Annotated in this window: 18 protein-coding genes; 8 read left to right on the top strand and 10 right to left on the bottom strand. The window is 32.1% G+C overall.

The window, feature by feature from the left end:
• Positions 1-122: 122 nt before the first annotated feature.
• Entirely contained in the window at positions 123-482 is a 360-nt protein-coding gene (locus tag ABD940_RS14475; protein ID WP_345205304.1) for a nuclear transport factor 2 family protein, read from the top strand.
• Between the two features lie 42 nt (positions 483-524).
• Here ABD940_RS14475 and ABD940_RS14470 read toward each other — a convergent pair whose 3' ends face one another.
• Together ABD940_RS14470 and ABD940_RS14465 are read right to left on the bottom strand one after the other, a co-directional pair.
• On the bottom strand, positions 525-2,618 hold the full coding sequence (locus ABD940_RS14470) for a T9SS type B sorting domain-containing protein (protein ID WP_345205302.1): 2,094 nt from the start codon (positions 2,616-2,618) through the stop codon (positions 525-527).
• A 134-nt stretch (positions 2,619-2,752) separates the two neighbouring features.
• A complete protein-coding gene (locus ABD940_RS14465) occupies positions 2,753-3,550 on the bottom strand; it encodes a hypothetical protein (RefSeq protein ID WP_345205300.1) in 798 nt (265 codons plus the stop codon).
• A 204-nt stretch (positions 3,551-3,754) separates the two neighbouring features.
• Here ABD940_RS14465 and glgP point away from each other — a divergent pair, with 204 nt between their 5' ends.
• On the top strand, positions 3,755-5,419 hold the full coding sequence (gene glgP / locus ABD940_RS14460; protein ID WP_345205298.1) for an alpha-glucan family phosphorylase: 1,665 nt from the start codon (positions 3,755-3,757) through the stop codon (positions 5,417-5,419).
• Between the two features lie 154 nt (positions 5,420-5,573).
• Here glgP and ABD940_RS14455 read toward each other — a convergent pair whose 3' ends face one another.
• The 5 genes from ABD940_RS14455 to ABD940_RS14435 all read right to left on the bottom strand — a co-directional run bounded on the left by ABD940_RS14455 (position 5,574) and on the right by ABD940_RS14435 (position 10,145).
• Positions 5,574-5,759: a DUF6496 domain-containing protein gene (locus ABD940_RS14455; RefSeq protein ID WP_345205295.1), complete on the bottom strand. Its 186-nt coding sequence runs from the start codon at positions 5,757-5,759 to the stop codon at positions 5,574-5,576.
• A 12-nt stretch (positions 5,760-5,771) separates the two neighbouring features.
• A complete protein-coding gene (locus ABD940_RS14450) occupies positions 5,772-6,245 on the bottom strand; it encodes a hypothetical protein (protein WP_345205293.1) in 474 nt (157 codons plus the stop codon).
• Positions 6,246-6,442: 197 nt separating this feature from the next.
• Entirely contained in the window at positions 6,443-7,354 is a 912-nt protein-coding gene (locus ABD940_RS14445) for a hypothetical protein (protein WP_345205290.1), read from the bottom strand.
• 10 nt (positions 7,355-7,364) lie between these two features.
• Positions 7,365-8,282, bottom strand: coding sequence for a hypothetical protein (locus ABD940_RS14440; protein ID WP_345205287.1), 918 nt, complete (start codon positions 8,280-8,282; stop codon positions 7,365-7,367).
• 483 nt (positions 8,283-8,765) lie between these two features.
• Positions 8,766-10,145 (bottom strand): hypothetical protein, encoded by a 1,380-nt coding sequence (locus tag ABD940_RS14435; RefSeq protein ID WP_345205286.1) that lies wholly within the window; start codon positions 10,143-10,145, stop codon positions 8,766-8,768.
• Between the two features lie 453 nt (positions 10,146-10,598).
• Between ABD940_RS14435 and ABD940_RS14430 the strand changes: the two genes are divergently transcribed.
• Positions 10,599-12,728, top strand: coding sequence for a S9 family peptidase (locus ABD940_RS14430; protein ID WP_345205285.1), 2,130 nt, complete (start codon positions 10,599-10,601; stop codon positions 12,726-12,728).
• Between the two features lie 88 nt (positions 12,729-12,816).
• Here the strand turns inward: ABD940_RS14430 and ABD940_RS14425 are convergent, their stop codons facing one another.
• Positions 12,817-13,074: a DUF2281 domain-containing protein gene (locus ABD940_RS14425; protein WP_345205284.1), complete on the bottom strand. Its 258-nt coding sequence runs from the start codon at positions 13,072-13,074 to the stop codon at positions 12,817-12,819.
• Positions 13,075-13,161: 87 nt separating this feature from the next.
• On the opposite strand from ABD940_RS14425, the gene ABD940_RS14420 reads away from it, so the two are divergent.
• The 5 genes from ABD940_RS14420 (at position 13,162) to recG (ending at position 21,200) form a co-directional block, all read left to right on the top strand.
• Positions 13,162-14,817 carry a peptide MFS transporter gene (locus ABD940_RS14420; protein WP_345205281.1) on the top strand — a complete coding sequence of 552 codons (1,656 nt, stop codon included), beginning with the start codon at positions 13,162-13,164 and terminating at the stop codon, positions 14,815-14,817.
• 134 nt (positions 14,818-14,951) lie between these two features.
• Positions 14,952-16,838: a peptide MFS transporter gene (locus ABD940_RS14415; RefSeq protein WP_345205279.1), complete on the top strand. Its 1,887-nt coding sequence runs from the start codon at positions 14,952-14,954 to the stop codon at positions 16,836-16,838.
• Between the two features lie 153 nt (positions 16,839-16,991).
• Positions 16,992-18,470 (top strand): peptide MFS transporter, encoded by a 1,479-nt coding sequence (locus ABD940_RS14410; protein WP_345205276.1) that lies wholly within the window; start codon positions 16,992-16,994, stop codon positions 18,468-18,470.
• Between the two features lie 39 nt (positions 18,471-18,509).
• Positions 18,510-19,043: a thioredoxin family protein gene (locus ABD940_RS14405; protein WP_345205273.1), complete on the top strand. Its 534-nt coding sequence runs from the start codon at positions 18,510-18,512 to the stop codon at positions 19,041-19,043.
• A gap of 72 nt (positions 19,044-19,115) precedes the next feature.
• Positions 19,116-21,200 (top strand): ATP-dependent DNA helicase RecG, encoded by a 2,085-nt coding sequence (gene recG, locus ABD940_RS14400; protein WP_345205271.1) that lies wholly within the window; start codon positions 19,116-19,118, stop codon positions 21,198-21,200.
• 592 nt (positions 21,201-21,792) lie between these two features.
• Here the strand turns inward: recG and ABD940_RS14395 are convergent.
• Together ABD940_RS14395 and ABD940_RS14390 are read right to left on the bottom strand one after the other, a co-directional pair.
• Positions 21,793-22,239: a response regulator gene (locus tag ABD940_RS14395; RefSeq protein ID WP_345205267.1), complete on the bottom strand. Its 447-nt coding sequence runs from the start codon at positions 22,237-22,239 to the stop codon at positions 21,793-21,795.
• On the bottom strand, positions 22,236-22,814 hold the full coding sequence (locus tag ABD940_RS14390) for a helix-turn-helix domain-containing protein (protein WP_345205264.1): 579 nt from the start codon (positions 22,812-22,814) through the stop codon (positions 22,236-22,238). The genes ABD940_RS14395 and ABD940_RS14390 overlap by 4 nt, the downstream gene beginning before the upstream one ends.
• Between the last annotated feature and the right edge of the window lie 85 nt (positions 22,815-22,899).

Genomic DNA, 22,899 nt, shown 5'->3' with positions numbered 1-22,899 from the left:
TGGGTGCAAAGATAATAATTTTAATATGAATTCTAAATTGATTCAATCTATTGAGAATATTTCCAAATAATTAATAAAACCAAATTAGCGTTTATCACGTATATAAATGTAAATTGCAGCCTATGAATTGTAAGATTAGCCATTTTATGCAGGATTTGAATTCCTTAAACATTGGAAAGCTGGAAAAATGGTTTACTGATGATAGTACGATTTGGATTCCTCCTGTTAAAGAAATTTCGGGAAAAACCAGAATTTTAGCTTTATTTAGAGCAATTTTCAGACGTTATGAAAAAATTGACTGGCAGGTTTCGGAAATATTTCCGATAGGAAATGATAAATATTTCTACTTAACTACATCTTCGGGAAATATGTTTGGACAAGGCTTTTATGAAAACGAAATTTGTACTCTCGTTCAATTTTCTGCTGAAGGAACTATAACTTATCTTTCTGATTATTTTAAAGATACACAAGCATTCAATTAAAAAACCACCTTTTGAAAGATGGTTTTTTAATTTGTAAAATTTTTATTCTCTGTTTTTTACCATTACCCAACCTGTATATTTATATAATGTATTCTTCTTATCATTTTCATTCCACGTTACAGAATACCAGTAAGTTCCTGTCGGTACTTTTTTACCTCCGATTGTTCCGTCCCATTTGTAATTATTAAATTTATCAGCCTGGAAAATCTTTGTTCCGTATCTGTCAAAAATATTAAATATTAAATTTTGTTTGCTTCCCAACGCAGAATAATCGATAATATCGTTAACTCCGTCTCCGTTTGGTGTAATCACATTTACCAAATTAGGAACAACAATCGTGATACCAATAGGATCGCAATCATAGCCATCTTTCACAAAAACATGACTGTCACCTCGCGGAACATTTGTAAATACATTAGAATCCTGCCAATTTACATTGTCCAATGAATATTTGTATGGCGGAGTTCCTCCTGTAACATTTACCGTAACTGTATTATTTGTAATATCAACTGTAGAAATTACAGGTTGCTCTGAAGCATAAACTTTCACGGTTTGTTTTGCTGTACAATCACCAGTTTTCAATTTTACCCAATATGTTCCGACCCCTACATTATTAATTGTTTGAGTTGTTGCTCCTGTACTCCATTCATAACTTGTAAATCCAGAACCTGCATCCAATGTTGTTTTATCTTCCATACAGATTATTTTATCTTGAAGAATACTGGAATAAACCGGAGGAATTACAACTAAAGTTACTTTGGCAATCGCATAACAATTATTAGAATTAAAAACTTTAATATAAATAACACCATTCGGAGCAATATAATTTAAGAAATTCAGAATTTCATTAGTTCCGTTTTGTGCATCAATCAAAGAAGGATAATATTTTTTTGTACTTGTTTGTGTTGTTATGGGTGCAGTTGTAAGATTAAATAAAGCTGTCGAAGGATCTGATTCTATAAAACAAGACCTCAACGTTGCTTCAGTCACAACAACGACAGGATAAAATTTCAATGTAATTATAGCGATTGCAGTACAGCCATACTGTGACGTAATCTTTACATATACTGTTCCTTCAGCCGAAACAAATGCAGCAGGATTTGCAATTGGATTAGTTCCCGCATTAAGATCTGAAAGTGTATTATAATATTGTTTTGTAGCCGTAGGATCACCAAAAACAACTGCTGAAGTAAGATCAAAGGTTGCAACTCCTGCATTGTTATTATTACAACTATAAAGTGTAACATTTGTTCCTGAAATATTTCCGAATTTAAATTTAAAAGCTCCTACCTGCCTGCAGGAATTAATCGGATTATTCGGATTGGCCGGATCCTGATAATGAACGCTGTAATAATAAATCGTTGTCGTATTAACTGTTATTGGGCTCAAAATAGGATTTGCTCCAGAAAGCGCTTCATTTTGTGACGTATGATAACTTATCTGAAAATTAGTATTTCCATTCAAAATTCCGGCAGATAAGGTACTGAAATCAAAAATCATAGGATTTTCGCAAACAATAATTTCTCTCGGATCTGCAGGATTTGCCGCAGGAGCTCCAGGTGGATGAAACGGCTGAGTCTGTATCGCAGGATCTGTAAACGGAGAAGCCAAAGTAGCTGTTCCTCCCCAAGTTAAAGAAAAAGGCGCAACGGTTGTACTTCCCGCTCCTACCCAGTTATCAATATAAAGATAATATGTTTGACCAGGTAAGACATCCATATATTGACAGTATGGCGTAAGAGAACCTCCCGCAGCACTTATAATTGTGCTTGTCATATTCAATCCTGTAGAAGCTCCGACTCCGATCACAGTTGCTGCATTACAACGTATCGGTGATCCAAGGGTTCCGCAGGTAACATTAGGTCCGTAAATCGCCCAGTCATAATCTGCACCGGGATCTGTTGGAATCAAATCAAATGTAAGAGTTCCGCCTGTCGCAATGGTAAATCTATACCATATTGAGTTGTGTTCACCTGAAGACAGACAACCTCCAAGATTTTCATTAACGGCACCGATTCCCGTCGGAGAATATGTAATATTAGAATTTCCACAAACTGTAAGCGCTGTAGCGCAGTCTGCCTGAGCAAAAAAAGTCCGTGAAATGATCAGAAAAAAAAGAAGTAGAATTTTTTTCATATCCTGTGAAATTTGGTTATTAATTCCGTGATGTAATTTGTTGTCTATCAAATATAAACAATTCAAACTAAAAATAATAAATTTAACCAAAATAATTCAATTAAAACTGAAAAATAATACGACTTTTACAATAACTATTTAATACTTGTAATGTTTCCGCAAAGATTTTCTAAATGAAAAATCTTGTGAAAAGGGCTTTTTACTTCATTTAAATGTTCTCTGTCCTGAATAAAAGTATATCGCGAAGCAATGGAATTCATATCCGAAACAATCACCAGCCAACATTCATCAACAGAAGTGTCGTAATAAGGAAATTTTTCGTTCTTTTTTTCTATCAATTCTAAAATTTTCTCCGAGCATAATTCATCAAAAAGATTCATATTATATTCGTGAGTGATGAATACATTTCTGCGATGAGAAGATTTCCTGATACTTTTTACATATCCGACAGATTTTCCTTTTTTAATGCTTTTATAAATGTTCAGGATAATTTCTTCATGGCTTTCAACAGTATCCAGCTTAATATTTGGGTAGAATTCTAAAAAATAAACACCACGATATTTCGTAGTGTCTTCTTGTTCCAATAATATTTCTGCCTGACGGAAAATCTTGTTCAAATTACTTTCAACCTTTTTCATTTCCAGATGGTTAATTACTTCGGTCAATTCGATGCCAATTTTTTTGTCGTTGAACTTTGCGATAAAGTCGGGACTTTCGCAGGTAAGGTTTTCAAACTGTACATCCGGAAAATGGTGCATAAAAGAATTGAGGAGTAAAATCTCGGCTTTCTTCTTATATTTTTCGCGGTCATGAAGCGGAGACTCGTCTATTTTACGATGATACTTTTCTATCGGCTTTTTTTTCAAATGTCGATTCAGATAATATAAACTAAGATTTTTAATTAAATCTTCATCAGAAAATGCCTTTTTCATTTGTTAATTTTTATTATCGTTATGGTATACATAAAACCTACGGTTTCACCTCATGAATGTTTTGATTTTCAAAATTTTACAGATTAAAGGTAAAGAAAAAAACTGCTCGAAATTTATTTTTAATGTTAATTTATAAAATAATTAATCTAGAGTTTATTTTCATAATCGATACCTTTAAGGCTTCATTATAAAAACTGTTGATGTATGGATTTTAAAAATTTTAAAATACCCTTTAGTGTAAATCCACAATATTCTAAAAAAGTAGCCTATTTCTCAATGGAATTTGCCATTGAACAGGTCTTAAAAATATATTCGGGTGGTTTGGGATTCTTGGCTGGATCTCATATGAGAAGTGCTTATAACCTGAAACAGGATCTTATCGGAATCGGGATTCTATGGAAATTCGGTTATTATGATCAGGCGAGAAATCATGATCAGACTTTGCAGCCGACATGGACAAAAAAAATGTATAGTTTCCTTGAAGACACAGGAATCAAATTTCAGATTGAAATACACAGTGCGCCGGTTTGGGTAAAAGTATATTATCTTGATCCTGAAATTTTCAATACAGCTCCGATGTTTTTCCTTTCTACGGATGTTCCTGAAAATGATCATGTTTCAAAAACAATTAGTCACAGATTGTATGATGCAAACGAATCTACAAAATTGGCGCAATATATTTTATTAGGAAAAGGCGGTGCAAAATTATTAGACGAAATAAATGCTGAAAGAGATATTTATCATTTAAATGAAGCTCACGGACTTCCTGCCGCTTTCCATTTATTGAAAAAATACAATGGAGATTTAAACAGAGTTAAAGAAAAATTAGTTTTCACAACCCATACTCCTGAAGAAGCCGGAAATGAAAAGCACAACTTAAGACTTTGCTACGATATGTCTTATTTTTCAGGTTTCAGCATGGAAGAAATAAAAAGCATTGAAGGTTCTGATGACGACCGTTTCAATCATTCTCTTTGTGCTTTGAAAATGGCAAGAATCGCAAATGGAGTTTCTCAACTTCATGGCGACGTTTCAAGAGCAATGTGGAGCAAATATTCCGGGATTTGTGAAATTACTTCGATCACGAATGCTCAGGAATTCAAATATTGGTCGGACAAACCACTTTACAATGCAAAAGATGAAAATGACGAAACCGTTTTTGATTACCGTAAAAAACATTTAAAGAAAAGATTATTTAAAATAGTTGCAGATCAGACAGGAAATTTATTTAATCCAAATATTTTTACGATTGTATGGGCGAGAAGATTTGCGGGTTACAAACGTGCGGATTTGCTGTTACACGATAAAGACAGATTTTATAAATTATTAAACCATCCAAAATATCCCGTTCAGATTATTTGGGCTGGAAAACCTTACCCGATGGATTATTCTGCGATCTCAACATTCAATTTATTGGTTGAAGAAAGCAAAAATCATAAAAATATGGCGGTTCTTACCGGTTACGAATTGTCATTAAGTAAATCTTTAAAACAAGGTTCAGATCTTTGGTTAAACAATCCAAGAGTTCCGAGAGAAGCTTCCGGAACTTCTGGAATGACGGCTGCAATGAATGGTTCTATAAACTTATCAACAGACGATGGATGGATCCCCGAATTTGCAAAACACGGAGAAAATTCTTTTGTAGTTCCAAAGGCAGATTACCACAATATGAGTATTTATGAGCAGGATAATTATGATTTGAATAAATTATATGAAATTCTTGAAAATGAAATACTTCCAACATATTATGACAATCAGAATAAATGGAGAAAAATTCAGTACAATTCGATGAATGATGTGAAAGATCAATTCAACAGTGATAGAATGGCGGATGAATATTATAAAATTATGTATAATCATAAAGATTAATTGACTGAAATATTAATAGATGCTTCGACGGAGCTCAGCATGACATTCCTAATACTAACTGTTATTTTGAAGCGATGTTACGTTGAAACTCTCAAAGAATCTTTTAAATAAAAAAATCGGCTTGGAAAATACTTCCAGCCGATTTTATTTTTGATTAATCTTTTTTCTTTTTAGGTACTTTAAGACCTTTTTCTCTAGCTTCAGAAATACCGATGGCTACTGCCTGTTTTCTGTCTGTCACTTTTTCTCCGGAAGAAGATTTCAGCTTTCCTTCCTTGAATTCGTGCATTACTTTTCCTACTTTGTCCTGAGCTTTTTCCGAATATTTTGTCTTGCTCATGATATTAATATTTTAAGATTTGGGTAAAGACACTCCTATTTCGTAAACATTTGCATGTTTCAGGTACTTTGAACGCTCTCTTGATGTTACAGACTCAAAATGATCATTTTTAATCACAACAATTGGGTCTTCTGTATTTTCAAGTTCAAAATTGGCAAAATATCTTTCTTCGGGACTTGATTGTTTTTGGCTAGCCTTTATTTTTTGTAATTCGTCCGCGTATTTTCTGAATCCCGGATCTGATGAATGTATGAATTTATATTCTGGTCCTGCATCTACAAAATAGTGAAGTTTTTTTTCAATTAAATCTGCATCCTGACAAATTTCAGGATTATCATTTCCGTCCTTAAAGCCTACTTCTACCAAACTTCCTCCTTTTTTCTGAGCACATTCTTCAGCATCTTGAAAACTTGAAAATCCGGTATATACGATTTGATCGTTTAAATCATAACGGTTCAGTTTTTGGTTAAAAGCATTCGTTTCCATAATTATTATTTGATTGATTATATCTTAACATATTCAATTCTTTTGCCAAAACATTCATTAAAAAGAAAAGTTTTAAGAAAATCTTTTAAATTTCAACATAAAAAAATCTTCCGAAATTGGGAATCGGAAGATTTTGGTTTGTGTTTTTAGAATCTTATCAAATCAAATTTTATTATTGTTTGATGATCATTCATTATTTAGAGTTTAGTAACAATTAAATATCCGTAATTATCACTACTATTGGGCTGGTTCATGCTACAGGTAGATGTATTATAACTATCTCCTCCTGCATAATTAACAAACAGTGCGACTTTCTCATTAACTGTCGTACTTTGATAAGCTACAACCAATTTTTGAGGATTAGCATAGGCATAACTGTTAACATGAATAGCACCTGAAGCCAACCTTCTAGCAACAGCATAATCTCTAAAAATAGTATTTGTAGAATAAATTGAACTTCCGCTATTTGCTGTCGCAAATATCGTATTTATTGCGACTTGTCCCGTATTTGAACTTGTAGTAGGAAGACCTGTACAAAATGCAGTCTGATACATCTCAAAAAGATATACACCAGGCTCCGGAACTATAATGTATTTTATATTACTTACAGATTGTGAATTAACAGTAGCTGATGCATCAGTTCCGAAATCGAAACCTACAGTATTTCCTTTAACATCAGATCCATCTGCAAATGGAATATTTGTATACGTATTTGTGTTTGATAAGGTAAAATTTCCAAATGATGTACTTCTCTTAAAATAAAAATATTTTGTAGTCGTAGCTCTTGAAATTCCAGCTCCTGAAGTTGCAACAGCAAGAACGCTATAAGGAAGCGATAAAACAGGTAAATTTTCATGTTTTATATCCGTTTTTACATCGAGCATTGCAGTAGGTGTTGCTGCTCCTAAGTTTATCCCGGTATATTGATTATCCATTGTCTTCAACAGTTCTACATTACTCGAATTTTTGACATCAAAGGCTTTTGTAGCAGCTGTATTTCCTGTAGAAACAACATCTAGCATGGATGAAGGTGTGGTTGTATTAATTCCCACCTGACCTAAAGCATGTATAGAAGATATTGCTGAAAATATTAATATTATCCTTTTCATGATTTCAAAATTATAATTTGGAAATATTAACTGTAACTTTATTACTTAATCCTGGAGGCGTAGCAAAAGAACAGCTACTTGAAGTAAATAAATCTCCAAAACCATAATTCACAAAAAAAGCTATTTTTTCGTTCGCCGTTGTAGTTTCAACTATTAAAAATACAGTATGAGGCAACGCAAAATTATACGGATTAGCAATTATTGTACCTGTATCATTTCTTCTTGGCAATCCATTGTATCTTACAACTGCCTGTCTCACATAATTTGTACTTCCTGATGTTGCTTTAAAAAGCGCAGTTCCAACTCCAAGCATATAACCTGAATAAGTATTAGGATCTCCCGAGCATAAAGTATAATAATTTAAATTAATCTTATAAACTCCCGCACTTGGAAATGTAATATATCTTACGTTAGAATAAGAAAGTGTTGAAGTATCTAAAGTAGCTGTAGCATCTGTCCCAAACGTCGTTGCCAAAGTATTTGTTACTGATTGAGTTGCAGTAAGAGGAATATTTGTATAAACATTCGTATCCGACAGTGTAAATGATGAAGTAGCTGTAGCTGAGTTGAGTTCCATATATAAATATTTTGTGGGCTCCGGAACATAAGTACCTACCGTACCGTCATCTTTTATTGCTAAAGGGCTAACTGCACCTGTAACTACCGGCAGATTTTCATATTTTACACTTCCGTTTGTATGAAGTTTCGCTGTAGGGGTCGGAACATTTATTCCTACATTTCCGTTATCTAAAACGGTAACCATTTCTGTACCGCTTGAGTTATTGATTTCCAAAGCTTTAGTAGCATTTGTATTTCCTTTAGACTTGATATCTAAAGCCGCAGAAGGATTAGTTTCATTAATACCTACTTGCGCGTACGTAAACATTGAGCATAAAATGCTTACGCAAATCATTACATTTTTCTTCATTTTAAAATTCAGTTTTTAATAAGGGTTAAGGATAAAAGGTATAACCAAGCTATTTGATAACTTGTTAGAAATATTCGTATATCAGCAGATGATATTTAATCTTTAAAATCTAAACCAAATAGAAAAGTTTAGACTGGAGCAAATGAAATGCTCAAAAAAAATGAAAAGTAATTTTGTTATTCATCAGATAATTTTTAGTTATTGTTAATTGTGTTATTGTAAAAAATGAAATATTAAAGATTAGAAATTAATCAAATTCTATTTCGTTCTAAAATTTACAATGCAAATGTATTATTCTAATTGAAAAAACTCACACTGCATTTATACTGCAATAAACTAATCAATTATAAAACAATAACTTAATAAATAAAATATGGTATATTTTTTTCTTTAAAAAGTAGAATTATCATTCAAATAATATCAATTTTTAATGGTTAGATTATTCTGATTCATTAAATAATCTCTTCAAATTCTTATAAAAAGTTATCGACTAAGTACCCAATTATTAAAATCTACATCAGTCGCCAAATCTATTTTTTTGCGTAATCTGTACTTTTTAGATTCAACAGTTCGGATTGACATGTGCGCATATTCTGCAATTTCTTTGTTAGAAAATTTTAATTTTATTAAAGCAAAAAACTTCATATCATTTACAGTAAGCTGTGGATATTCTGATCGAAGGGTTGTATAAAATTCAGAATACACTTCTTTGAATTTTACGATAAAGGACGGATCATCAGTTATAGCAAGATGTATGACCTCATCAATGGCAGTATCCAGCTTTTTCTTTAAAAGATCAGTTTCCTGTACTTTTTGATGAATGGTAGTATCGTTTTCCTTTTGTTTCTGATTAAAAAATCTAATTAACATACAGATGATGAACAAACTAATCAATGTTACTCCTATAATAATATAATAAAGACTGTTTTTGCTCTTTTCATTTTCTTCAGCCTGATCGTTGAGAAGTTTTTCTATAGGAAGATTTGCCATTTGTTTTTCAACCTGATTCAAACTATCGTTGAGTGCAGAATATTTTAACAGATATTCATTTTCTTTCTGAAGATCATTTTGCCCTTTGTAAGCCTCGTAAATTAATTTATAGGATTCCAAATCTCTTTTCTTAAAATTCATTTTTTTAGTTATTTCAAGAGATTCGAAAAGACATTTTAAGGCTTTATCGTATTCTTTCTTTTTTATATATAATTTCCCATAAGCCCGTAAAACATTAGATTTTCCTTCGATTGGAGCCTTCTTTGCCAAAACCAGATCATTCGCTTTATCCGTATAATATTTTGCAGAATCTATCTCTCCTTTGTCCAAATGCCTACTTGCGATTGTAATATAAAGCATCGGCATAGGTGAAGCCATACACTTTCTTTCGTTGCTGTAAACAGAATCCATCTGATTCAAAGATTCAAAACTTGATCTTTTCCAATCGTATACATTATATTTAAGCTTTTCGCTCAGTTTTTTATCCTGAATTTTATTAGCGAAATCCAATGATTTATTAAAACTTTTAATAGCCTGCTGATGAAGTTCGAGGCGGTAATAATATGTTCCGTAAAGAAAATACAACCGTGCTTTTAAAGGATTATCATCAAAGCTTTTGAGTTTTTTCTCAGCAATATTCAGAAAATAAAAACTTTCCTGATTTTTGTTCATACCACCTAAAGCATGTGCCAAGCCTAAATATCCTGTAATTTCGCCCTTTGTATATTTTATTCTTTTAGATTTTTCAATAATTTCTTTTTGTAGTAAAACACCTTTTCTATAATCACCGATGTTCCATTGTATTTTAGAGATCTGTTTTTGTAGAGTGTCAATCTCGGCAGTAGTAGTTTTTTGAGCTGTAATTGGGAACATTATCAGCACAAATAAGAGACAGTATATTTTATTAAAAATATAATATAACTTCATCATTTTTTATCCTTGAGTTTTAAGCTTGTAAAATTAGTGTTTTAAGTAATTAAAATTAATTATTAAAACCGAAAAATATATAAATGTGGTATTTTTATATAAAATAATCAAATATTATTTAATTATAATTAGAAAAATTTAAAAAATCAACCAAAAGAGAAATAATAATTAAATACTAAAATTTCATTATCTATAAAGTCCCAATATCATTCTGATCAATATATTCTGTGAAATTCTAAATAACAACTATATGATTAAAGAGTAAATATTTTCAGTAAAAGAATTAAAAATGCTTATACTTCTTTTAATAAAGTCTATAACAACACTTTTTAACTCCAATTTCGTTTTATGTTGTAATCTTGCTAAGAATTATTAAATTTGGAATCATTAAAATTAGAAATGAAAAGATTATTATTAACTCTAACTATCGCTGCTACTTTTCAAAGTTTATCAGCACAGGAAATCACTTTAGATAAAATATATTCAGGATATTACCGTGGAAAGGGCATTGCCGGAATCACTTCCATGAAAAACGGTGAAAATTATCTGGTTATTGAACAGGGCGGAATTGCAAAATATTCTTACAAAACTTCTCAAAAAGAAGGAAACCTTGTGGACGGACAATTTCAGAGCTATGAATTTTCTGATGATGAGTCTAAAATCTTGTTATTAAAGGATAGTCAGCCAATCTATAGACATTCTTTCTTAGGAAAATATGACGTAAAAGATCTAAAATCAGGGAAAACAGTAAGTTTAAATGAAGGAAAATTTGTTCAGGAACCAAGATTTTCGCCTGATGCAACGAAAATTTCTTTCATCGTTGATAATAATTTATTTTATCAAGATTTAAATTCAGGAAAAATTACGCAAATCACCGAACATGGCGTAAAAAATAAAATATTAAACGGTCTTGCAGACTGGGTTTACGAAGAAGAATTCGGGCACGCAAGATTGTATGAATGGACAAAAAATTCGGATGCGATTCTTTTCGTAAAACTAGACGAAACAGAAGTTCCTGAAATTTACATTCCTATTTATGGTAAAACGCTTTATCCAAGCGAAATGCGTTACAAATATCCAAAAGCGGGAGAGAAAAACTCTGTGGCTTCAGCGCATATTTACCAGTTGAGCGATGGTAAAAAAACGAGCGTAAATTTAGATAGTTTCAAACATTATTATATTCCAAACGTTATTCAAACGGCAAAAGCAGACGAGATTGTTTTGATAACTTCTGACAGAATTCAAAATGCATCTGATGTGTTGAAAGTAAATACAAAAACGGGAGCTGTTCAAAAATTATTCACTGAAACAGACGATAAATGGATCGATACAGACAGTCCAACGCTGGAGTTTTTAGATGATAATTCTTTCCTTTGGGGTTCTGAAAGAGATGGAAACCGTCATTTATATTGGTACGACAAAGATGGAAAACTGAAAAAGCAGGTTACAAAAGGAAATTGGGAAGTAACAGATTATTATGGATTTAATCCCAAATCAAAAGAAATTTACGTTCAGACTACTGAAAAAGGAAGTATCAATAAAGTTGTTTCTAAAATAAATATCGAAAACGGAAAATCTCAAGTGATTTCAAACGGAGATGGAAATAATTCTGCAAACTTCAGCAAAAACTACAATTATTTCATCGAAACATCTTCTACCGCTGCCAAACCTTACACTTATGTTTTAAAAGACGGAAATGGTAAAGTGGTAAAAGAACTTCAGAATAACGATGCTCAACTTCAAAAATTAAGAGCTGATAGTTTCACTGAAAAAGAATTCATTACGATTCCAAATGAAGCAGGAGATCAAATGAATGCATGGATTATTAAGCCTAAGAACTTTGATAAAAATAAAAAATATCCGTTGTTCATGTTCCAATATTCTGGTCCTGGTTCTCAACAAGTTGCCAACTCTTGGGACAATGGAAACGGAATCTGGTTTGAAATGTTAGCTCAAAAAGGTTATATCGTAGCGTGTGTTGACGGACGTGGAACGGGCTACAAAGGTGCCAAATTCAAGAAAGTAACGTACATGAATTTAGGAAAATATGAGATTGAAGATCAAATTGCGGCTGCAAAATGGTTGGGAAATCAATCGTATATCGACAAAACAAGAATCGGAATGTTCGGATGGAGTTTCGGAGGTTACATGACGAGTTTGGCAATGACAAAAGGTGCTGATGTTTTCAAAATGGGAATCGCAGTGGCACCGGTTACAAACTGGAGATATTATGATTCGGTTTACACTGAAAGATTCATGAGAACACCTCAGGAAAACGCTGATGGATACGACAAAAACTCTCCTACTGAATATGCGAATTTATTAAAAGGCAAATTTTTGTTAATCCACGGAACTGCTGATGACAACGTAGATTTTCAAAATTCTATGGAATTCTCAGAAGCTTTAATTCAAAACAAAAAACAGTTCGATTTCATGGCTTATCCGGATAAAAACCACGGAATTTATGGTGGACAGACAAGACCGCAGCTGTTTCAAAAAATGACTGATTTTATTTTGGAGAATTTGTAATTTCAAATAAAATTTAAACATAAAAAAATCCGGATCTCTTCTTTAAGATTCGGATTTTTTATTTTGTTGAAACTTAAATGTATCTCAATTAATTTTTGCTTGAAGCAATATAATTCTTGATTTTCTTTTGAGCAGATTCATGACTTATTGTTCTGTCATTTTCGATATCATCCAAACCTTTCTTTAATGATTCTCTCTGAGGTTCAGATAACATTCCTGACCAATCTTCTGAATTTGTTCTGTTATATTTTGTCTTCAAAAAATCAATAAAATCATTCACTTCCTCGTAAAAGTTTTCAGGAAGCGTCTTGATATTGTTTTCTAAATCTTTTAATGTAATTTCCATTTCCTTCACCTTTATTTTATCCAAAGTTAATAAAATCTGATTATTGTTTTTAAAATTTTATATTTGTGAAATTTGAAATTTGAAAATATGAAGACTAAACATCCTAAAGGGTTGCCTTTCCTCTTCTTTACTGAAATGTGGGAGCGTTTCGGATACTACTTGATTCTCGGAATTTTCGTTTTATACGTCATCGAACCAACAGGTTTAAAAGGCGGTCTCGGACTTCCTGACAAAACTGCAGACGACATTTTCGGAACATACATAGCTTTGACTTATCTTACACCTTTCATCGGAGGATTTTTGGCAGACAGAGTTTTAGGCTATATTAAATCTATTTATTTGGGTGGAGTTTTAATGGCAGCCGGATATATAGGGATGGGTGTTTTCAAAGATCTGACCTTATTTTATTCTTCATTAGCTTTAATTATTATAGGAAATGGTTTCTTTAAACCAACAATTTCGACATTATTAGGAAATTTATATTCCGAAGAACCTTACAAAGCCAATAAAGATTCCGGATACAATATTTTTTACATGGGAATCAATATCGGAGCATTTATTTGCAATATTATCGCTGCATTTATGCGAAATAAATTCGGCTGGGGTGAAGCCTTCATCACTGCCGGAGTCGGAATGCTGATCGGGATGGTTATTTTTACCGTCGGTAGAAAACATTACATTCACGCAGCTAAAATGAAACCTGTACAGGAAGGCGATACGAAGCTTTCTGAGATTTTATTAAAAGTTTTCGTTCCTGCAATTATTGCCGGAGTTATCGGTTGGTTTATTCCTAAAAATATTTTTGGAAGTGACAGTACAGATGCCTTTATTTTCGCTTGTATTCCTGTGATTTATTTTTATGCATCTCTTTATTTTAAAGCAAAACCAGAAGAAAAATCTTCCATTGGAGCTTTGTTATCGGTATTTTTAATCAGTATGTTTTTCTGGGCAGTTTTTAAACAAAACGGAACAGCATTAACAAGATGGGCAAATTATTACACTGACAGAAGTGTTCCTGCATCGATGGAAAAACCGTTGGAAGGAATTTATATGGTCGACGGAAAAAGCTATGAAGACAAAGAAGTTTCGGTTTACGACGATCAATATCAATCTCAAAAAGATAAAGACGGAAATACCATTAAAGAAAAAGGTAAAGACGTTTATTTTAAAAATATTTCTCCTGAACAACGGGCTGTATTAGAGAAAAATCCGGAAAGCAAAACTTATTTATACAATACCGAATTATTTCAATCCATCAATCCATTTTGGGTAATTGCTTTAACGCCGGTTATTGTCGGTTTTTGGGCTTTATTAAGACGAAAAGGAAAAGAACCTTTGACGCCAACAAAAATTGTTTTGGGATTATTTATTTCAGGATTATCCTGTTTGGTGATGGTTTTAGCAGTTTGGGCGGGAGATAATGGAGCTGTAAAAGTTTCGCCGTGGTGGCTCATTGCAAGTTATGGAGTAATTACAGTTGGAGAACTTTGCCTTTCTCCAATGGGACTTTCTTTTGTTTCAAAGCTTTCACCTGCAAGAATTACAGCTTTAATGATGGGTGGATTTTTCCTTGCAAACTCCGTTGGAAACAAGCTTTCAGGTATTTTGGCAAGTACATGGTATAGTTATAATAACAAAATGAATTATTTCCTTGTAAACTTCGCCTTGTTGATATTTGCCACATTTTTAGGTTTATCAATGTTAAAAAGATTAAATAAAATTATGAAAGAAAAAGGGCATTAATCCTTACTTTTCATAAAGAATATCAAGCTGTAGAATCGCTCTGCAGCTTTTTTATTTAAATATAAAATTAAAACCTTGCTGAAAACACAAAAAAAACTATATTTGTCAGTCTTAACAAAAATTAACAAGTAAATATGGATACTGTTCAAAAGAAAGGTCACCCTAAAGGTCTATGGGTACTATTTGGTACAGAAATGTGGGAGCGTTTCAATTTCTATGGAATGAGAGCTATTCTTACATTATTTATGGTAAATGCTCTTCGTTTGGGAGAATCTAATGCATCTATCATTTATGGTGGCTTTTTAGCATTATGTTATTTAACTCCGCTCTTAGGAGGATTTATAGCAGATAAATTCTTAGGAAATAGATATTGTATTCTTTTAGGAGGGACTTTAATGGCTATAGGACAGTTTTTACTTTTTTATAGTGCAACCATATTTGATGGTAATTTAGAAACATCCAAAATAGCATTTTGGCTAGGTCTCTTAGTTATTATTTTTGGTAATGGATTCTTTAAACCTAACATTTCATCAATGGTAGGAAGCTTGTATCCTGCACAGGAAAAATCTAAGTTAGATTCTGCCTTTACTATCTTCTATATGGGTATTAATATTGGTGCTTTATTAAGTCAATATTTTGTTCCAATAATTGCTGACGTTGTAGTTGATGGACAAAGAGATATTTTTGTTTTTAAATGGGGATATTTAGCTGCGGGTATTGCTATGGTTCTTGGAACATTGATATTCTTATTTTTAAAAGATAAATATGTTGTTACACCGGAAGGAAAGCCAATCGGAGCATTACCATCTAAAGCAAATAGTACAGAAGAAGATGGAGAAAAAGCAAAGTTCTCATCTTTATCATTAGGAATTACAGCTGCTTTATTTGTTGTCTTATTCTTCGTATTTAGATATCTTCATGTAAGTGAGGTATTTTTTAGCAAATTTGAAATTGGAAGTTTAGTAAAGGGTATAATTTATCCAATCATATATGCTTCCGGTATTTCCTTAGCTATTCTTATTCTTATGGATAAAGCTTTAACAAAAGTAGAAATCCAGAGAATCTTAGTAATCTACATTGTATCATTCTTTATTATATTCTTTTGGGCTGCTTTTGAACAAGCAGGATCATCTTTAACTTTTATTGCTGATAATCAAACTGATAGAACATTCTTATTTGGATGGAAAATGCCAGCATCAATGGTACAGATTTTCAACGGGTTGTTTGTTGTTATTTTAGCAGTTCCATTCAGTCTTCTTTGGGATAGATTAAGAGAAAAAGGTAAAGAACCGGTATCTCCACTTAAGCAAGCAATCGGATTAGCTTTAATTGCTCTTTCTTATTTTATCATTGCTTACAATGTAAAAGACTTAGGAAATAGTGGCTTATTAGCTATTAAATGGCTAGTATTGCTTTATTTCATCCAGACATGTGGTGAGCTATGTTTATCTCCGATTGGATTATCGTTGGTAGGTAAATTATCTCCAAAAAGATTCGCATCATTATTATACGGGGTATTTTTCATTTCTAACGCTGCAGGTTATGCTTTAGCAGGAACATTAGGTTCTATTTTACCAGCTACTGGAGATAAATTTATGGCTGCAGAAAAACAAGGAATTGATTTACAAGCTGTTTTAGATAAAAAACATGATGCTTCTCCAAAAGAATTATTTATTTTAGCACAATACGATCTTGCTAAAGTTGATAAAGAGAAATTAGATAAGACAAAAATCAAACTTACTAATATTATCGAAGATAATACTAAGAAAATTAACGAAATAAAGAAAGCTGATAAAAAGGCTGAAATAAAACCTGAACAACTTTCTTATCCATCAGATTCTGAATTAGCCAAACTAAAATCTGAAAATGTTATTACAGTAGAATATAATTCATTTGCAGGCTTTACAATCCACAATTTATTCGAATTCTTCATGGTATTCGTTGTATTATGTGGTATTGCAGCTGTAATTTTAGCTTTAATTTCACCAATCTTAAAGAAAATGATGCACGGTGTAAACTAATTCGCATCAATAAAATATAATTAAAACCTCTGTTAAGTCGGAGGTTTTTTTTATTTTCGTGTGTTATTTATTAATGATCTAATGTTTGACATATTGCGTCAACAATTGAATTAGTTGATAAAAGCTTCTAACTAAAAATTATCATATACAATTATGAACTTAACTCTAGAGGAAATCCAAAATTTTAAAGGAAAATATCCGAAACAATTGTGGACACTTTTTACGGTAGAAATGTGGGAACGCTTTTGTTTCTACGGAATGCGTGGTGTTCTTACATTTTTCATGGTAGACCAGCTTTTGCTAAAAGATGATGTTGCCAATCTTCAATACGGAGCTATTCAGGCTTTTGTGTATGCATTTACTTTTATTGGTGGAATTTTTGCAGATAAAATTTTAGGTTTTAAAAAATCTTTATTTTTTGGTGGAATTGTCATGATTCTCGGCAATCTTCTTATTGCTTTTGCACCAAAAGATATGTTTTATTATGGTATTGCATTTTCTATTATCGGAACCGGCTTTTTCAAACCTAATGTCTCTTCGATGGTAGGAGAATTATATCATGAAAAAGATCCCAGAAGAGATGCGGGATACGGAATGTTTTATGCCGGAATCAATATTGGAGGGCTTTTGGGTGGTGCATTGTGTATCTATTTAGGAAAATATTATTCATGGACTGCATGTTTTCTTGCTGCAGCAATAGTGATGATTATCGGGTTATTAACTTTTCTTTTTACTAAGAAAAATTTAGGACCTATAGGAAATTCACCATTAATTAATATGGATTCCGGAAAAAGAAAAATCAGGGAAATTGCGGTTTATGTTCTATCATTACTAAGTATTCCGCTGATTTTCATCATGGTTAAAAATACTGCTTATACAGATTATTTCATGTATACGATTGGTGCAGTCGCTATCGGATATTTTATTTTTGAATTGATAAAATTAAGCGAGATCAGCATACAAAAAAAGCTGATTGCTGCCTTTGCTTTTATCTTTTTTTACTTCCTGTTTAATGCTATTTATGAGCAAAGTGGAGGTTCTTTATCTTTATTTGCGAAAGATAATTTGGATCACAATTTATTGGGTATAAATATGGATCCCAATGTTGTTAACAATAGCTCGAATACACTTTTTGTTATTATTTTAAGCCCTATTATCGGTTTACTTTGGTTATTTTTAGCTAAGAAAAAAATAGAACCCAATACTTTAATAAAATTCGGAATAGGATTTTTATTCTTATCTGCTTCATTCTATATTTTTTATTACACTAAATTCTTTGCAAATGCAAAAGGAATAACATCATTAAATGTTTTTGCTTTTGCCTATTTCATAACAACTATCGGAGAATTATGTTTAGGACCGATTGGGATGTCAATTATCACCAAATTATCTCCTAAAAAATTATTTGGGATGATGATGGGACTTTGGTTTTTAGCAAGTGCTTTCGGTCAGTTAGCTGCAGGAAAATTAGGTGCCGAAATTTCTCAGTCAAATACAGGAAAAGATCTGTTATCTAAATTACAGTCATATACCGATGGGTATTATCAATTGGCTATTTATGCATTAATTGCCGGAGTTGTATTAATTTTGATCTCTCCTTTTATAAAAAAATTAATGCAGGAGGTGAAATAGAAATAAGTAAATGCTTATTTTTACTTTAAATACCAAATCATGAGAAAAATTATAAGCATAATCTGTCTGTTTTTGTTGACTTTCAACTTTGCGCAGGTAAAATGGATGACGATTGAAGAAGCATTGAAAGCTCAGAAAGAAAATCCGAAGAAAATATTGATCGATTTTTATGCAGACTGGTGCGGTCCGTGTAAGATTATGGATAAAAAAACGTACGGACATCAGGTTATCACTGATATTTTGAATGAAAGTTATTATCCTGTAAAATTCAATGCGGAAGAAAAAAATGAAATCGAAATTTTCGGTAGAAAGTTTTCAAATCCAAACACGGAACATAAAAAAGGCAGAAATTCTTTACACGAGTTTACTCAGTTTATGAATGTAGCTGCGGTTCCGAGTACTGTTTTTCTCGATGAAAATGGAGATCCGTTAACTATTTTACAGGGCGAATTATCTGCAAAAGAGCTTGAACCCTATTTAGAATTGATTTCAAAAAATTTATTCAAAAAAATAAGAACAAGAGAACAGTGGGAAGATTATCAGAAAAAATTTAAATCTAAAATAAAAGATTAAAAAATACAGGCTTTCAGTAATGAGAGCCTTTTTTAATTTCTAATTTTTCCCGAAATTCGTGGCTCATAAAAAATGAACCTCGACACATCTATAGAATACGTGAAAGGAATCGGTCCTGAAAAAGCCAAACTCATCAAAAATGTGTTGGGAATTTCCACCGTGGAAGATTTTCTGAACTTTTTTCCACTCCGCTACCTTGACAAAAGTAAAGTTCATAAGGTTTTTCAACTTGGAGATGTAACTACCGAGGTTCAGTTGAAAGGAAAAATTACAAATGTTCAGGAAATACAAACCGGAAAAACAAAACGTCTCTCTGCAAAATTCAATGATGATACGGGAACGATGGATCTGGTTTGGTTTCAATATTCAAAATGGTTGAAAGAACAGCTCCCGATTAATCAGGAAATTTATATTTTCGGGAAGATCAACGTTTTCAACAATCAATTTTCCATGCCTCATCCGGAAATAGAAGTTGAGGAAAAAAAAGATACCGAAAATCGTTTAAAACCAATCTATCCAAGTTCGGAAAAATTAACCAAAAGAGGTTTAAATCAAAGGTTTTTTCAAACTGTCTTAAGAAATATCTGTAAGGAAATTCCTAATTTAATTCATGAAAATTTTCCGGATTATCTGATAAAAGGTTTTAAGTTTTTATCACGGCAACATACTTATCTCAATGTTCATTTTCCAAAGGATATGGAATATTTTGAGAAGGCAAATTATCGTTTAAAATTTGAAGAATCTTTCTTTTTCCAATTAGGATATGCTTTGAAAAAACTTCATCATAAAAGTCATACTGCAGGAAATCCTTTTCCGATCGTTGGAGATTTTTTTAATAATTTTTATACTCATCATCTTCCGTTTGAATTAACGGGCGCTCAGAAAAGGGTTTTAAAAGAAATCCGTCTGGATATGAAACGTCCGATCCAAATGAACCGACTTTTGCAGGGAGACGTTGGATCAGGAAAGACCATGGTCGCTTTATTGACAATGCTTATTGCAAAAGACAACGGTTTTCAAAGCTGTATCATGGCTCCCACGGAAATTCTTGCCCAGCAACATTATAACGGAATTAAGGAACTTTTAGAAAAAACCGAAGTTAAGGTTAAACTTTTAACAGGCTCAACGAAAAAATCTGAACGGAATAAAATTCATGAGGAACTCGAAAATGGCGAACTTTCTATTTTGGTAGGAACTCACGCTGTTTTGGAAGATAAAGTTAAATTTAAAAACCTTGGTTTGGCTATAATCGATGAGCAGCACAGATTTGGAGTTGCACAACGGGCAAAACTTTGGGCAAAAAATAAAATTCCGCCACATATTTTGGTGATGACCGCTACTCCTATTCCTCGAACTTTAGCGATGAGTTTTTATTCTGATCTCGATGTTTCCGTAATTGATGAACTGCCGATCGGAAGAAAGCCAATTATCACGGCTCACAGACGTGAAAAAGACAGAGCTTATGTTTACAATTTTTGTCGTGAAGAAATTCAGAAAGGTCGACAGGTTTATTTTGTGTACCCTCTGATTGAAGAGTCTGAAACTTTAGATTATAAAAATCTGATGACAGGGCTTGAAAACATCATGGATAATTTCACACACTACAATGTTACAATGCTTCACGGAAAAATGCGTCCTGACGAAAAAGATGCAGCAATGAATTATTTTGCTTCAGGAAAAGCGCAGATTATGGTTGCCACAACCGTAATTGAAGTGGGAGTCAACGTTCCCAATGCTTCCGTAATGGTCATCGAAAGTTCCGAAAGATTTGGTTTGTCACAGCTTCATCAGCTTCGTGGACGTGTCGGTCGTGGTGCGGAACAGAGTTACTGTATTCTGATGACTTCCGACAAATTATCCAAAGACAGCAGAACCCGTATTAAAACAATGGTCGACACGAATGACGGATTTAAGATTTCTGAAGTTGATATGCAGCTTCGTGGTCCCGGAGATATTTTGGGAACTCAGCAAAGTGGTGTCGTAGATTTCAAAAGACTTGATTTGGTAAATGATGCAGTTATCATTAAAACAACAAAAAATACAGTAGAAAAGATTCTAGAAGCCGATCCTCTATTGTCCAGACCAGATAATCAGATCATTAAAAATTATTATCTGAGAAATTATAACGGCAAAAACAAGTGGAGTAAAATCTCTTAAAAACAAAAAACCGCGAAAAGAAAATGAATCTTCACGCGGTCCCCCTTATAAAACTGTTATTTTGAAGAAATTACTTTACTTCGTTAAAATAATTTACTTAATTCTTTTCGTTTAATATTTTGTGATGTGGTGTTTGAAAATATCTATAAATTATTTGAGCTTAAGCTTAAAATAAAGTAAAAAAACAAAATGAATTATGTTTCCAACTTGTTTATTATAAAAACTAACTGAGATTTCGTCGAAGGATTTTTTTAATGAAACGAATATAATATCCTCCAACTACTTTTTGAGTTTTCATGATTGTACCGTTTTGTTTAAAGATCTTCTGCGCTTTCTAATTGGAAATTGATATAATTCATTTTGTTTAACTAACATTGTGATTTATATAATTTAGTTTCTCAATTGAAACAATTTTTTTCTGATCATTTATTGTTTTTAATATATAATAAATCTGTGTTCCAATTGATGAAATAAAAATTCACTTTTTGCAAAAACTTCTACTTTTTCAAGTATCAATTATCACCTTTATGTGAATATTATCTTACAAATATAATACTTAATTTTAATTCCAACAATAGTTATTTATTTTTTTTCACGCTTTCATGATAAAATTATTTTTATTCAACCCAGACGTGTGGTATTGCCAATTTATAATAACGATTTCTGTGAGGGATTTTTTCAGATCTTTATAATTATCAGGCTGTTGCATAAAAACATTGGCTCCTTTCAGAAAAACATCTTCTTCTTCATCTGCTGACAGCCGTGAAGAATAAATTGCAGTTACCATATTGTCAAACTTAAAATTTGATTTAATTTCACTTAAACATTCCAGACTGCTTTTCTCCGGAATATCATAGTTCACAAATAAAATTTCCGGAACTGAAGACTCTTTATCATTCAGATAATTCATCAGATTTTTACCATCGTAAAATGACCGAACCTTAATATTTATTTTTAAATCCTGAAATACATTTTTAAAAAGTATATGAATACCTTCATCAGAATCAGTCAAGATCACATTAAGATATTCTTTGTTCATACAACTTTAAGATATTCATGATTCGCATGCTGTATTCTTCTTCTCATGGTAACGATTTTCTGGAACTGAGAGGGCGTCATTCCTGTTGTATTTTTAAATTGCGTACTTAAATGTGCAACGCTGGAATAATTCAATCGGTCAGCAATTTCTGTAAGACTCTGTTTTTTACTGATGATTAATTCTTTTGCATATTCAATTTTTTGAATGATAATAAAGTTTTCTATCGAAGTGAAAGCGGTTTCAGAAAAAAGATTGGAAAGATATCCATAACTGTGATTCAGCTTTTCTGCAATATAAATCGAAGCTTTTACAGGAATGATTTTATCCGAAAAGACCAATTCTGTAATTGTATCCTTTATTTTCTGAACCAAAGCTGTCTTTTGGTTTTCTATAATTTCTATCCCATAATCTTCAAGGGTCTTTTTGAAATTTTTATGCTGATCCTGCGTAAAAGAATCATAAATCTCTACCTCTCCAAAGTTCAGAAGACGGTATTTCAGCCCATGTTCTTTAAGCTTTTCATCCAACACTTTCTTACAAAGTGTGTTGAAATCAAATTTAACATACATTTTCATCCTTATATTATGTATTTAATGTTTACGTAAATATAAATATTTTATTTCACTTTTCAATGACATAAAATGAAATCTCTATTTTATG

Source organism: Chryseobacterium ginsengisoli (genome assembly GCF_039542325.1).
Taxonomy (GTDB): domain Bacteria; phylum Bacteroidota; class Bacteroidia; order Flavobacteriales; family Weeksellaceae; genus Chryseobacterium; species Chryseobacterium ginsengisoli.
Note: the sequence above shows the minus strand (reverse complement) of the source record. Positions and strands in the feature narration are given on the sequence as shown.

Coding starts and splice junctions, on each gene's coding strand:
- ABD940_RS14475 (WP_345205304.1), top strand. CDS start 123: ATGAATTGTAAGATTAGCCATTTTATGCAGGATTTGAATTCCTTAAAC.
- ABD940_RS14470 (WP_345205302.1), bottom strand. CDS start 2,618: ATGAAAAAAATTCTACTTCTTTTTTTTCTGATCATTTCACGGACTTTT.
- ABD940_RS14465 (WP_345205300.1), bottom strand. CDS start 3,550: ATGAAAAAGGCATTTTCTGATGAAGATTTAATTAAAAATCTTAGTTTA.
- glgP (WP_345205298.1), top strand. CDS start 3,755: ATGGATTTTAAAAATTTTAAAATACCCTTTAGTGTAAATCCACAATAT.
- ABD940_RS14455 (WP_345205295.1), bottom strand. CDS start 5,759: ATGAGCAAGACAAAATATTCGGAAAAAGCTCAGGACAAAGTAGGAAAA.
- ABD940_RS14450 (WP_345205293.1), bottom strand. CDS start 6,245: ATGGAAACGAATGCTTTTAACCAAAAACTGAACCGTTATGATTTAAAC.
- ABD940_RS14445 (WP_345205290.1), bottom strand. CDS start 7,354: ATGAAAAGGATAATATTAATATTTTCAGCAATATCTTCTATACATGCT.
- ABD940_RS14440 (WP_345205287.1), bottom strand. CDS start 8,282: ATGAAGAAAAATGTAATGATTTGCGTAAGCATTTTATGCTCAATGTTT.
- ABD940_RS14435 (WP_345205286.1), bottom strand. CDS start 10,145: ATGTTCCCAATTACAGCTCAAAAAACTACTACTGCCGAGATTGACACT.
- ABD940_RS14430 (WP_345205285.1), top strand. CDS start 10,599: ATGAAAAGATTATTATTAACTCTAACTATCGCTGCTACTTTTCAAAGT.
- ABD940_RS14425 (WP_345205284.1), bottom strand. CDS start 13,074: ATGGAAATTACATTAAAAGATTTAGAAAACAATATCAAGACGCTTCCT.
- ABD940_RS14420 (WP_345205281.1), top strand. CDS start 13,162: ATGAAGACTAAACATCCTAAAGGGTTGCCTTTCCTCTTCTTTACTGAA.
- ABD940_RS14415 (WP_345205279.1), top strand. CDS start 14,952: ATGGATACTGTTCAAAAGAAAGGTCACCCTAAAGGTCTATGGGTACTA.
- ABD940_RS14410 (WP_345205276.1), top strand. CDS start 16,992: ATGAACTTAACTCTAGAGGAAATCCAAAATTTTAAAGGAAAATATCCG.
- ABD940_RS14405 (WP_345205273.1), top strand. CDS start 18,510: ATGAGAAAAATTATAAGCATAATCTGTCTGTTTTTGTTGACTTTCAAC.
- recG (WP_345205271.1), top strand. CDS start 19,116: ATGAACCTCGACACATCTATAGAATACGTGAAAGGAATCGGTCCTGAA.
- ABD940_RS14395 (WP_345205267.1), bottom strand. CDS start 22,239: ATGAACAAAGAATATCTTAATGTGATCTTGACTGATTCTGATGAAGGT.
- ABD940_RS14390 (WP_345205264.1), bottom strand. CDS start 22,814: ATGAAAATGTATGTTAAATTTGATTTCAACACACTTTGTAAGAAAGTG.